Genomic DNA, 13,156 nt, shown 5'->3' with positions numbered 1-13,156 from the left:
CACTTGCGCGCGCAAGGAGCGACTCTGACCCTGTTTTATTTGGAATGCGGAAAAAAGCGGCTGACTCTGTCCCTTTTATTGCGCCGGCCACTTGCGGGCGGAGCAACAAGGTCATCAGGACAGGTTGAAACTGGCCGACAGGCTGTAGCCTTCGCCATACGCGCTGCGCAGCGGCAAGTCCTGGCCCAGGCCCGTCTTGGCTTTCTTGCGCAAACGATACACGAGCATGTCGACCCGGCGGCCCGCATCGGGATCTTCGCCGCCCATGCCGGCCACGATGACGTCGCGCGGCACGGGACGGGTATTAATGGTGAGCAAGTGCAGGAAGTTGAATTCCTTTTCCGTCAAGGCGATGACGGCGCCCATCAACTCAAGTTGGCGAGCGCTTACTTTCAACGTCCACTTGCCCGGCTCGGGTACGGGATCTTGCGGCCCCACGCGGCGGTCGAGCGCTTCGATGTGCGCCGCCAGTTCGGGGAATTTGATCGGCTTGGTCAGATAGTGGTCGGCACCCAGGCGCAAGCCCAGGATGCGGCTGTCGAAGGCGACACGCCCCGTCAGCACCAGCACGCCGATTTGCGGATATAGCTGGCGCATGCGGGGGATGACATTGAAGCCGTCTTCATCGGGCAAACCCAGGTCCAGTACGACCACGCCGACATTGCCATGGCTCAACGCCGTCCACATACCGCCAGCGGAGCTGGTGATATGGACTTCGTGTTCGAGCTCAACGAGGAACTCCGCCATGTCTTCGGCGTAGTCGAGATTGTCTTCGACGATCAGTATTTTCGTCATTGCTACGCCATTCTTCCGTTAGTGAGCACACCGAGGGCAAACCATGCCATGCACTTCTACACCATGATGGACGGCACAATAGGTTTACGTCAAGGAATTATCACGGTTGCCTTCAGCGGAAGCAAGGCTTTTCCTTGTCTAGACAGGAAGCGGCAGCCAAATGCGGAAAAGTGCCCCGCCTTCGGGCAGATTATGCCCCTGCAAACTCCCGCCATGCACGTCCACCACGGCGCGCGCCATGTACAGGCCCAGGCCCGCGCCCGGATGCGTGGCATTAGTTCCACGGAAACCTTTTTCGAACAGCTGCGCCAATTCTTCTTCCCGCAAGCCGGGCCCCGCATCGCGCACGCACAGCGCCACGCCGCCCTCGGGCACCAGCCTGGCCGACAAGGTGATGGCGCTGCCCGGCGGGCTGAACTTGACGGCGTTGTCCAGCAGGATTTTCAGGCACAGGGCCATGCCGGGCACGTCGCAGCGCAGCCTGGCCGGCAAGTCTTCGTCGAGTTCCAGCTGCACGCGGTGGCTGACAGGCACGGTGGCGGCCGCCTGCTGCAGCAAGGCCAGCGGCGCGATGCCGTCGGCGGCCCGCTCGCGGCCGATGGCCGCCATGCGTTCGGGCGACAAATAGTCGTCGATCATGCCTAACAAACGGTCGACAGCCGTCTGGATTTTCACGTAGCGCTTGCGCGTGGGCTCGTCCGCCTCGGTGGATGTCGAGACAAGGCGCTGGATGGCGCCGTCGATGGTGGCCAGCGGGGTGCGAAATTCGTGCGACAGCATCGAGGCGAAGCGCTTCTGCTCCTTTTCCCGCTCGGCTTCCTGCGCCTGCGCAGCGCTGACGTCGCGCAAGGTACCCGCCAGGGTCACGCCCCGCCCTGCCGCCGCGGGCACGATGGTGGAATGGATTTCCAGGGCCAGCAGGTGGCCGTCGGCGTGCGGCAATTCCACTTCGCGCAACAGGGTCAAACGGCTGGCGTCACCGTCGCGCCAGCGCTGCAGCCGGGCCGGCACGTCCGCCGCCAGCTGCGCCGCGTGCGCGCGCAAGGCCGGCAAGTCGTGGCCCGTCAGGCGCTGCGCGGCGGGGCTGATATAGATCAATTCGAGGGTAGCGGCGTCGAGCAGGAAGGCCGCGTCGCGGCCGTGTTCGGCCAGCAGGCGGAACTGCGCTTCGCCCGCCCGCGCGCGCAGCAGGGCGCGGCGTAGCTGGACGAAGCGCAGCGCCATGAGGATGGCGCCGGCCAGCAGCAATACAAGAAAGGGCAGGAAGGGCAGCATGCGTTATACCTGGCAAGAAAGAATCGCCAAGTATAAGCGTGCGGCAACGTTAATCTTCCAGCGGGGCGAAAATCTGCTGCAAGTCTTCCTGCGTGAGGGCCATCTTTTGCGATTCGCCTTCGGCCAGGATCGATTGCGCCAGCTCCGATTTCTTTTGCTGCAGCAGCTGGATTTTTTCTTCCAGCGTGCCCTTGGCGATCAGCTTGTAGACGAACACGGGCTTGTCCTGGCCGATGCGCCAGGCGCGGTCCGTGGCCTGGTTTTCCGCCGCCGGATTCCACCACGGATCGTAGTGGATGACCGTGTCGGCCGCCGTCAGGTTCAGGCCCACGCCGCCCGCTTTCAAGCTGATCAGGAAGATCGGCACGGCGCCCTGCTGGAAGGCCGCCACTTGCGCGCCCCGGTCCTTCGTTTCGCCCGTCAGCAAGGCGTAGGGGATGTCGCGCGATTCCAGTTCTTCCTCGATCAATTCCAGCATGCTGGTAAATTGCGAGAAGACGAGAATCTTACGCCCTTCGTCGAGCAAGTCTTCCACCATCTGCATCAAGTCGAGCAGCTTGGCAGAACCGGCCGACTGCTTCTTCGCCGGCAAGGATTTCACGAGGCGCGGGTCGCAGCACACTTGCCGCAGTTTCAGCAGCGCTTCGAGGATGACGATCTGGCTGCGCGCCACGCCCTTCTTGTCGATTTCTTCGCGTACTTTTTGATCCATCGCAAGACGCACGGTTTCATACAGGTCCCGCTGCGGCCCCGTCAATTCCACCTTGCGCACCATTTCCGTTTTCGGCGGCAATTCCTTGGCCACATTGTCCTTCGTGCGGCGCAGCAAGAAAGGCTTGATGCGGCGATTCAAGAGCATGCGGCGCAACGGATCATCCTGGCGCTCGATCGGATGGCGGAACTGGGTGTTGAACGTCTTTTCGTCGCCAAGCAAGCCCGGCAGCAGGAAGTGGAATTGCGACCACAGCTCGCCCAGGTGATTTTCCAGCGGCGTGCCGGACAGGCACAGGCGGTGGCGCGCGCGCAGCAGGCCCGCGCTTTGCGCCGCCTTGCTGCGCGTATTCTTGATGTAGTGCGATTCGTCGAGGATGACGAGGTGGAAATCGTGCTCGCGCAAGGTTTCCTCATCGCGCGGCAACAGGGCGTAGGTGGTCAGCACCAGATCGCATTGGTCGATCTGGTCGAATTGCTGGGCGCGGTCCTTGCCTTGCAGCAGCAATACCTTCAGGCCGGGCGCAAATTTTGCCGCCTCGTCCTGCCAGTTGCCCATCAAACTCGTCGGTGCAATCACCAGCGCCGGATGCGTCAAACGGCCCGCCTCCTTTTCCACCAGGATATGCGCCAGGGTTTGCACGGTCTTGCCGAGGCCCATGTCATCGGCCAGGATGCCCGCCAGGTCGTGGTCGCGCAGGAATTGCATCCACGCCAGGCCATCGGCCTGGTAGTCGCGCAGGGTCGCCTGCAGGCCGGCTGGTGCCGCCACTTTTTGCACGGCGCCGAACTGGCTCAGCTTGCGGCCCATGGCGCGCAGCTGCTCGCCGCCCGTCCACTGCATGTCCAGGCCGCGCGCCAGCTCTTCCAGGCGCGCCGCGTCCAGGGTCGACATGCGCACCGCATGTTTGATCTTGTCGCTGAAATACAGTTCCCCCAGCGTGTTCAGGATGGGACGCACCCTGCCCCACGGCAGGGCCACGCGCGTGCCGTCCGACAAGGTCGCCAGCATCTGGTCATCGTCGGCATGCGCCTCGATGACTTTCGGGTTGAAATCGTTGGGCGCATTGCGGATCAGCTGCACCAGCACGGGCAGCAGCGGCACGCGCTCGTGGTTGACGACGATGCCCAGTTCCAGCTCGAACCAGGCGTTGCCGCTGTCCGGATCCTGGTCGTCGATTTCCGCGTACCAGTCGCCCACGTCGCTCACATCGTAGCGGTACTTGGCCGTCTTTTCCACGATCCAGCCCTGCGCCAGCAAGGCGTCGATGCCGGACTCGGCAAAACGCAGCCATTCCGCCTGGGAAGGCAGCTGCAAGGCGCCCTTCAAGCCGCTCAAGGGGGCCGAGCCCGGCTTCTTGAATTGCAGCTCGGCCAACGTCGCCAGCGCGCGCGCTTCATCGACCGTGTTTCTCTGGATAATTTCCGTCACATCGCCCACTTGCCGCACCACGCGCTGCGACGGGTCGAACGAGACTCTTTCGCCATCGTAGTCGTAGGACAGCACGGCGAAGTCGCTCCAGCGCTGCGCGCCGCCATCGGCCAGCATGGCGCTATCGAGCAGCAAGACCGGTTGCGCCGGCACATCCTTGCGCAAGCGCTGCGGCAACGGTTGCGGCAGCGGCATCAAATGCTGCAAGCCCTGCGCCAGCAGCAGTTGCGACACGCGCACCTTGTCGTTCGCGTTCAGGGGCGGCGCCTGCGCCACCAGCGCCTGCAAGTCGGCCAGGGAAATGTCGGAGCCGCCCTGGTTCAGTTCCAGCACGCCGCACGACAGGTTATCGATGTACCACGGCGGATCGGTGGGCAGCATGTAGTCGATCTGGTCGGCGCCATGGTGCTTCGCGCCTTCCGGCGGGTCCACTTGCCAGCCCAGGCGCATGGTCTTGCCTTCGTCGCGCCAGAACAGGCGCGCGGGACGCACGGGACCTTCCTTCAACGGGTACACGAGGCCATTGCCGACGTCGGCCCAGGAATTGGCCCACAACAATTTATCCTGCTCGGCCAGCATTTTCAGCAGGGCCGCACCCACCTTGCCCTTCGGCTCCGTGGCGCTGCCCGTCTGCGAATTCTGCCCGCTGCGCATGGCCACGAAGAAACGCACGAGGTCTTCGTCGGCTGGCGTCAAAAACGTGGGGGGCGCCGACAGCAGGGAAAAGATTTCGCTGATGGGGGACGCCGCCGCCACGTCGCCATTCGGCCGCAGCCGCGCCTTGTACAGGCACAGGGCCACGTGGCGGCCACCGCTGGTGGGCGCCAGCACGTAGATCAATCGATGCTGGTTGAGTTTGGGGTCCGGTTCGGCAATGCTCAGCACGGCTTTCGGATGGGCGGCTGCCTCCACCCGCTGCAGCCAGGTGGCGACGGCATACGGCAAAGGCGCTCCCGGCGCGCTGGCCGGGGCAACTGGGGTTTCACTGGTTTCGTCGCGGGTAAAATCCATGGGGCGCATTTTTGTGTAAAGGTCGTATCCAAATCGGCAACAGGCAATATTATCCGCCATACAGCCGTTGCTGGCTTGATTCACACACGCTCTTTGAGCAGTTTTAATGCGCGATGCCTAAAAAATAAGTATTTAATACGACACTTGGGACCCGCAGATGGCAAAAAAGGCCCGTCATGGGCCTTTTTTGCCGCCGTTGACCCGATTATCAGGCCGACACAGTTTCTTCTTCTGCCACGTTGACGGCTTCGACGAGCGGAGCGGTGCTCGTATCGGCCGGCGTAAAGTTGCGCAAAAACAAGAAGAACTGACCCATCATCTGCGTCCACAGTTGCAGATTGATATTCAGGTACTCGCGGCTGACGCCGCCGGCGACCAGCACATCCATTTCCAGCACGACGAAATCGCCATGCTGGGCCACGCGGGCAAAACGCTTGCTGCGGTGCCATTCGGCCAGCAAGCCGGCCGGCAAGTCGCCGCCCTGCACGCGCAGCGGGCAGCTCAGGGTCAGGTCCGCGTACTGGCCAGGCGATGCTTCATTGCCCCACAGCACCTGAAAGCCGATGCCATGGCTGGCGCTGTGCAGGCGCACGACACCGTCGTGCTCGATGCTGGTCACGGCGCAGCCGGCCGCCTTGATGGCCTCGGCCGTTTGTTCCGCATTCAGGGTGGTCAGCAAGCTATTCGTGTTTTCCATCGTCATTCCATTCATTTCAAAAAGTAAAATTATTGGGGGGCCGGCGCGGGGGCGGCCGGCGTTGCTGCCGCTTCGGTTTGACGCGCATCAAAGCGCCCCTGGTACAGCTGGTCGCCGTACTGCTGGGCGATTTGCTCGAGTTTCACCCGGCTTTGCGCGGCGAACGGCTGGCGCGCCTTCATGACGTCCAGCACATCGAGTCCTTCATACGCTTGCAGGATTTCCTGCCCGGCCGCATACAGCTGGGCATTCTTGCTTTCGCAGCGCGCCAGGGCGCCCCGCTGCGACGCCACTTCGCCGTCGAGGCGCGCACGCTCCGCTTCGATCTGCTTGCCCGTGGCGGCCAGCTGTTCGCTGGCCTGGCGGTACTGCGCCAGGCTGGCGCTTGCCTCTTGCGCGGCGGCGGCGCTGCGCTGGTGCTGCTCGCCCAGTTTTTCCCGTTGCGCGCGTTCCTGCGCCAGCTGCGACTGGCTGCGCGCCAGTTCCTTTTTCAAGCCATCGCTGGCAGGCGCAGTAGCAGCAGCGGGCGCCGCCTTGGCGGCAGGCACGCCCTTGGCTTTCAGCAATTCCAGCTCGCCGCGCGTCTGCTGCAGTTGCGCCGTGACATTGCGCAACTCGGCCCGCAGGCGCTCTTCCATGCTTTGCCCCTTCTGTCCCTGCGCCTGGGCCGTGCCGGCGGCCAGCAAGCTCAGCAGCAGCAAAGGCAAGCGCATTTTGTTGGATATCAACATCGTGGCTCCTTAAAAACGCGCGTTCAATTCGATTTGCAGGGTGTCGATCGACAGTGCCGAACCGAACACTTCGCGGCTCGACGTCCAGCGACCATTCAGCCAGGTATTCTTGTCGAGCGCGTACGCGCCGCCCAGGTAGTAGCCGCGCGCATTCGTGCCGCCCAGGTGGAAGGTGGAATCGTTGTAGGCGTCAGGCAAGGCATCCGGTTCGATGCGCTTGTAGCCGAGCAACACGTTCCAATCGCCGCGCGCGGCCGGGCTGGCCTTGCCCAGCGTCGCCTGCAGCATGTAGGCATTGCCGCCGCTCCGGAAATCGGCTTGCGAGACGCCGCCCGTACCCCCGAAGTTATTCATGATGCCGCCCTTGGCGCGCGCCCACATGGCGTTCTTGTCGTAAGCCATGTTGCGCACATAATCGCCTTCGATGCGCAAGTCCGTGCCGCCGGCCACCTTGCTATCCCAGCGCGCATTCAGGTTGGCCAGGCGGAATTTCGACGCCAGGCCCACGAATTGCGGCTGCGGCGTGTTCGCCGGGTCCAGCGGATTCAGGGCGATATTGCGCAGCAGCATCAAACTGTTGCCCTTTTGCATGCTCGATGGACGCGACCAGTCCGTGTTGCAGCCATCGGCGCCTGCGTACAGCGCGCACGGCTGCGAATACTCGCCGCTGATGTTGCGGAAGTTGTAGTAGGCCAGCGCGCCGCGCAATTGGTGGTCGCTATTGATCTTCCACGACGCGCCCACTTGCGCACCGAGCAGCCATTTGTTTTCGCTGGACATTTTTGCCTGGCTGCGGCTAGGCGCATTGTCGGACGAATACTCGAGCGGAATCAGGCCCAGGGTACCGAACACGGTGACGTCCTTGCTGTCGCCCACCGGTTGCTGCACCTTGGCGGCGATGCCGTCGAAATTGAGTTCGCTGGAAAACAATTCATCGCTGGAAACAAACGGATTGTCGAAGCGGCCCGCCGTCAGTTTCAGCCAGGAAGCGGGCTGGTAGGACAGCCAGGCCTGGTCCAGCCAGATGTTTTTCTTGCCCAGGCCGCCACCCAGGGTTTGCGTGGTGGACACGGGGCTGTCGTCATTGCCGCTGGCCAGGCGGATGCCGGCCTGCGTGCTGTCGGAAATGTCGGCCAGGATGCCCAGGCGGGCGCGCGCGCGCAGCAAGTGCTTGCGGTCTTCGCGCGTGTTCAGCAGCGCCGGCAGGGCCAGGTTGGTGTTGGAATTGACGTCGTAACCGCTGCCGCTGTTGAGCGAGCGCCAGTCGATCTCGATATTGCTGTTGGCCATGTCGTAATAGCGCGATTCGTAGCGCGCGCGCACGTCGCCTTCCACGCGGATGCGCTTGGTCCAGGCCGGCGTTTCGTTCGGCGCCGCCCAGCCGCCCGCCTTCGCCTCGGCCAGCACTTGTCCCTTGATTTCGTCGCGGATCTGCTCGCGCACGGTTTGCGAAATGTAGGGCACGCGCACGTCGCCCGGCTGTACCTGCGCCAGGGCGGCCGGCGCGGCGGCCGGGCGGGCTTGCGCCGCGGCCAGCGCTTCGCTCTGCGCCTGCGCCAGCAAGGCTTCGCCGGCATCCTTGTTGAGGGCGCCGCTCTGGATCAGGCCGCGAATCAGCTTGACCATGGTGCTGTCGGCCGGTGCCTGCGCTTGCACGGCGCCCGCCGCCACGCTCAGGGCCAGGGCAGCGAGCGCCAGCGGAAGGCGGCGCATGCGCTGTGGGGAAGAAAATATGGAATTCATTGTTTCTTTCGGTAAAAATTAATATGAATTAAGGACGCTATGGCCGGCGGCCTTTGATGGATACGCGGGCCGGGAAACGCAGGGACGCGGGCGGCCGCTCGTCGGCGCGGAAGTCGCGCACCATGGCCAGCACCTGCTCGTCCGTCTGCGCATTGCCCGTGCCTTGCACAAGGTGGACCTTCGACGTCCGGCCTTCCGCATCGAGCCACAGGTCGACGCGGATGTCGGCAAACGCCAGCTGACGCGTGCGCGGGTCGCGGGCAAAGGCCAGCTGCAGCGCGTTGGCGACATAGCGGCCATACGATCCCGCGCCGAGTCCGCCGCCACCGCCGCCGCCCGTCATGCCGCCGCCGCGCCCGGCCTGAATGCCGAAGGCGTCGCTGCCGGCCTGCGCCGCGCCATCGATGGTGACGGGGTCGCCCTTGTCCGGCGACGGACTTTCCGGCGCGTCATCCATGGGCTTGTCGGCCGGCGTCGGTTCCGGCTCCGACACTTCCGGCACCACCTTGTCGGGCGTCGGTTCCGGCAGTTTTTCCGGTTCCGGCGGCGGTGGCGGCGGAGGGGGCAGCATCAGCATCGGCGGGGCCGCCACTTCGCGCTTGGTCGCGGCCGTGTCCGACAGCAAATACCAGACCAGCGCGGCCAGCGCACCGGCCAGCAGCGCGCCGCCGGCCACGCCGCCCCAGCGGCGCCACCACTGCGCCGCGCCCGACGGTTCCGAGGCAGCCATCTTCATCATGTCGTCACGCTTCACCTTGCGCTCCTCATGCCTGCTTGCCGGTCACCAGGCCCACCTGGTTCAGGTCTATGCGGCGCAGCAAGTCCAGCACTTCGACCACTTTCGCGTATTGCACGGCGGCATCACCGCGCACGATCACGGGGAAGTCGGGCGTCAGGGCCTTTTCCGTGCGCAAGCGCTCTTCCAGCTCGGGCAAGGTGACGGGATAGGCGTCGAGGAAGACCTGGCCCGCGTTGTCGATGGTGATGGCCTTGGTCTTCGGTTTTTCCAGCGCCATGGCCGAACTGGCCTTGGGCAGGTCGACCTTGATGCCGGGAATGCTGGCATTGCTGGTCAGGATGAAGATCACCAGCACCACCAGCAGCACGTCGACGAAGGGCGTGATGTTGATGCCGCCGCTACGCTTGCGGGGGGTAAACTTGGCGGAGGTGGCCATGGTTATGCGCCCCTCACGCCTGTTGCAGCACGGGACGCATCTGGCGTCCGTCGCCCTGCTCTTCAGCCAGGCGCGTGGCGAATTCGTCGACGAAGACAGCCATATCGGCGACGATGGCGTCAGAACGCGACGACAGCCAGTTGTAGCCGAACAGGGCGGGAATTGCCACGCCCAGGCCCGCAGCCGTACACAGCAGCGCTGCCGCCATGCCCGGCGCCACCGAGTTGATGTCCACGGCGCCGGCCATGGCCGCCACGACGAACACCAGCATGATGCCGATCACGGTGCCGAACAGGCCGACATACGGCGCGCCTTCGATGGTAGTCGAGAGCCAGATCATGCGTTTCGACATGCGCTCGCTTTCGCGCACCATCACGCCATCCATGGCGGCGCGGATGGCGCCGATGGTGGCGTTCGAAACGGCGTTCAGGTCGTAGCCGCGGTCGTGGCGGCGGCGCATCTCGTCGATGGCCACGTCATACAGGCGCCACAGCGAGGAATCCGTCTTCACGGAAGCGCTCAGCTTGCCGTTGCGCGCCAGGTGATCGAGCGGCGCGCCGGCCGCTTCGTGGAACGATTGCATGAATTGCGCATTGGCGCGCGAGATGGCGCCATAGCTGCGGCCCTTGCCGATCATGATGATCCACGACAAGACCATCATCAGGCCCAGCACGCCGACGACGATCCACGCGTCGAGCGGCATGGCGGCGATGATGAAGCCGAAATGGCTCTTGCCGGCCTGCTGTTCATCGGCGCCAAACACGGCCAGGCGCGATTCGGAACCTTGCGAGACGGCGTCGGCCAGCAGCAGGGCGTCAGGACGGGCCGTGCGCGACAGGCGCAGCTCGTCGATGGCGCCCGTGAAGTTGTTCAGGGTGGAAGTACCGGAAGCGGCCGGCGCTGCATCGGCGCCCACCGAGGCCGCCGTGCTGAACGCCGGCAGCGCGGTGGCCAGCGACACGGCCGGACGGCCGCCCACGTACAGGGCCACGTTGTTCTTGTCGGCCTTGACGGCCAGGTGCGACCATTGCGCGGCCTGGATCGGCTGGCCCGGCTTGCTGCGCTGGCCATTCACCTGCACGAAAGGCACGCCCTGGTCTACGCCGATCAGCAATTCACTGGCGCCGTCGCGGCGCGCATACAGTACTTGCTGCGGGCCCAGGTTGTCGGGACGCACCCAGGCCGAGAAGGTAAACGGCGCACCGGCGGCCAGCGCCAGCGAAGGCGAGGCGGGCAGCATCAGGGGCGCCGTGCCCAGGCGGGCACCGGCGCCGATGACGGAACCGTCCAGCGCCGGCACGGCCGTCTGGGCATGATTGCCGTAGGCGGTGCTGTCGCGCGAGGGCACGCCAGGCTCGCTGAAGTGGTACACCAGGCTGTAGTCGGGGTCGAAAGTGCGCTGGCCGTTGCCGGAAGCGGGCGCCTTCGGATTGCCGTAGTACATCCACAGCTGCTGCGGCGTACCGGCCGTCAGGGCCGGCACGTCGACCCAGATCAGGGCGATGCCCAGCAGCGGATTGAACTGTTCGATCTGGTGGTTCAGCACCGTCTTGTCGTCGCCCGCCACGAAGCGCAGGTCGGCGCCGTTGTCGCTGACGCCTTCGAAGTTGAAATTGCCAGAATGCAAGCGCAGCAGCACGGGAATGCGGCCGGGATCGCCGCCCACGGCGCCCGCCTTCGGGCCGGCGTCGACGGTGACGGGTTTGCGGTAAGCCCAGTCGGGCTGCCACCAGGCATGCGCCAGGCCGGGAACGAGCGTGCCCAGGATCGTGAGCAGGAATAACAGACGTCGAAAACGTTGCATGACAGTGATTCTCCGAAGAAAAGTCTAAAAAAGTGCAGTGCTGTTGAGCTGGCCCGTCAGTAGCTGGCCGACAGGTTGAAATTGATGCGGCGCACGTGTTTGCGCGTGCGCGGGCCATCGCGCAGCGGATAAGCGAAATCGATGCGGCCATTCAGGTAGCGCAGGAACTGGAAGCTGCTGCCCACGCCCACGGACGCCAGGCCGAACAGGTCTTTCTGCTCGATCATCGGATCGCGCAGGCGCAGGCGCGCGCCATCGGCAAAGGCGAATAAACGCCAGTTTTCCAGACGGCTGAAATACGTCAGCTGGGGCGTGCGCCATTCGACGGTGCCGGACACGCCGTAGTCGCCCGTCGCTTCCGCCGACAGGTAGCCGCGCACGGAATTGGCGCCGCCGGCGGCCATCTGCTCGCCCGACACCAGCGCCGCGTCGGCCAGCTGTCCCGACATGCGCCCGTGCAGCTGCGCACCGCTGCCCAGGGTGTAAGTGGCGTTGGCGTCGCCCTTCAGCACGAGGAAGCTGGGCGAAGCCTTGTAGCGCTTGTTGTCGTAGGCGGCGCTGTTGCTGCCATAGCCGAACGCGGCGCGCGTGCCGGCCACCAGCGACAGGCCCAGGCCGTAGGTCGCCGCATCCGTCTGCGCAAAGCCGTTATACGATACGCTCAGGGGCACGTACTTGAGCGGAATATTGCTGCCCGTGCCATTGAGTTTCAAGGCTTCCTGGTTATCCTTGAAATCGATGCCGGCAGAAAAGCTGTGCCACCAGATGCCGCTGTTGGGCACCGTGTAGTTGACTTTCATGCCCAGCGCGTGGCCCTTGCCCAGCACGCTGGTGCCGCCCGTGCTGGCCACGTTGCTGTTCGACTGGTAGCCGGTCGCTTCCACGCTCCAGCCCTGCGTGCCGATCGGCGCCACGTACGAGGCGGACCACACCTTGGTCTGGTTCAGGTCGCCCGGCGTGCCGAAAAAGCTGATGGTGGCGCTATGCCCCATCTGCCACAGATTGTCGTGACCGACCGACATGCTGCTGCGCAGCTTCTTGGTATCGGCGCTGTAATCGTTGTTCAAGCCGATGCTGGCGCGCCACGGGCTGCTGTCCTCGACTTTCAAGTCCACGTCCATGGTGCCGGGCAGGCTGCCCTGCTTGACCAGCGGCATCACCTGGCGCTTGGGACCGCGGTTCAGGGCCGTCAGCTCCACTTGCGCCTGCGTAAAGTCGGGCACCTTGCCTTCCGTCAAGGCCGGCACTTGCTGGCGCACGTCGAGCGGCGAGTTGTATTGCGCGCCGACGACGCGCAAGCGTCCCACCTTCGTTTCGCTCACCTGCAGCACCACCACGCCCTGCTCCACCTGCTGCTCCGGCAAGTCCACGTAGACGGACTGGTAGCCGCGGGCTTGATATGCCGCAACGAGGGCGTCGCGCGCCCCTTCCACATCCTTCAGGGTGCGGCCCGGCCCCAGAAAGGGCGTCACCGCCTCTTCGATGGCACGCGCATCGAGCACGGTATTGCCGCGCACCAGGTATTCCTCGATCGTCACCTGCCGTTCCGGCGCGGCCACGGGAGCGGCCGCCGGGACCGCGTCCTGCGCGCGCGCCATGCCGGGCAGCGCCAGCATGGCCAGGCACAGCATCGTCAAGGCGGTTGCAGGCGCCGCTGGCGGCACGCCCCTGCCCTTGGTTGTCATTTCACGCATCTTCCATTCACCTTAAAATCAAACGGTTGCCCTGTGTTGCGGCGCTGGGCCGGCGTATTTTTGTTGCTAATGCTGATCTACTGATGCC

General features: G+C 64.5%; 10 protein-coding genes. All 10 read right to left on the bottom strand.

Annotated elements, in window-relative coordinates:
• Positions 1 to 114 precede the first annotated feature (114 nt).
• The gene (locus NCG91_RS24040) at positions 115 to 795 is read right to left on the bottom strand and encodes a response regulator transcription factor (RefSeq protein ID WP_034753797.1); all 681 of its coding nucleotides are present in this window, start codon (positions 793 to 795) and stop codon (positions 115 to 117) included.
• A 138-nt stretch (positions 796 to 933) separates the two neighbouring features.
• A complete protein-coding gene (locus NCG91_RS24035; protein WP_251351535.1) occupies positions 934 to 2,070 on the bottom strand; it encodes a PAS domain-containing sensor histidine kinase in 1,137 nt (378 codons plus the stop codon).
• A 49-nt stretch (positions 2,071 to 2,119) separates the two neighbouring features.
• Positions 2,120 to 5,224, bottom strand: coding sequence for a DEAD/DEAH box helicase (locus tag NCG91_RS24030; RefSeq protein ID WP_251351534.1), 3,105 nt, complete (start codon positions 5,222 to 5,224; stop codon positions 2,120 to 2,122).
• Positions 5,225 to 5,432: 208 nt separating this feature from the next.
• Positions 5,433 to 5,921 (bottom strand): YbjN domain-containing protein, encoded by a 489-nt coding sequence (locus NCG91_RS24025; RefSeq protein ID WP_251351533.1) that lies wholly within the window; start codon positions 5,919 to 5,921, stop codon positions 5,433 to 5,435.
• A 29-nt stretch (positions 5,922 to 5,950) separates the two neighbouring features.
• Positions 5,951 to 6,652: a hypothetical protein gene (locus tag NCG91_RS24020; protein WP_251351532.1), complete on the bottom strand. Its 702-nt coding sequence runs from the start codon at positions 6,650 to 6,652 to the stop codon at positions 5,951 to 5,953.
• A gap of 9 nt (positions 6,653 to 6,661) precedes the next feature.
• On the bottom strand, positions 6,662 to 8,365 hold the full coding sequence (locus tag NCG91_RS24015; RefSeq protein ID WP_251351531.1) for a putative porin: 1,704 nt from the start codon (positions 8,363 to 8,365) through the stop codon (positions 6,662 to 6,664).
• A gap of 67 nt (positions 8,366 to 8,432) precedes the next feature.
• Complete coding sequence (locus NCG91_RS24010; RefSeq protein ID WP_251351530.1) at positions 8,433 to 9,149, bottom strand: energy transducer TonB; 717 nt, start codon at positions 9,147 to 9,149, stop codon at positions 8,433 to 8,435.
• Between the two features lie 10 nt (positions 9,150 to 9,159).
• Positions 9,160 to 9,570 (bottom strand): ExbD/TolR family protein, encoded by a 411-nt coding sequence (locus NCG91_RS24005; RefSeq protein WP_251351529.1) that lies wholly within the window; start codon positions 9,568 to 9,570, stop codon positions 9,160 to 9,162.
• 13 nt (positions 9,571 to 9,583) lie between these two features.
• A complete protein-coding gene (locus tag NCG91_RS24000; RefSeq protein ID WP_251351528.1) occupies positions 9,584 to 11,374 on the bottom strand; it encodes a DUF2341 domain-containing protein in 1,791 nt (596 codons plus the stop codon).
• A 56-nt stretch (positions 11,375 to 11,430) separates the two neighbouring features.
• On the bottom strand, positions 11,431 to 13,068 hold the full coding sequence (locus NCG91_RS23995; protein WP_251351527.1) for a ShlB/FhaC/HecB family hemolysin secretion/activation protein: 1,638 nt from the start codon (positions 13,066 to 13,068) through the stop codon (positions 11,431 to 11,433).
• Positions 13,069 to 13,156: the final 88 nt, after the last annotated feature.

The sequence above is a fragment of the Janthinobacterium kumbetense genome (assembly GCF_023703445.1).
Taxonomy (GTDB): domain Bacteria; phylum Pseudomonadota; class Gammaproteobacteria; order Burkholderiales; family Burkholderiaceae_D; genus Janthinobacterium; species Janthinobacterium kumbetense.
Note: the sequence above shows the minus strand (reverse complement) of the source record. Positions and strands in the feature narration are given on the sequence as shown.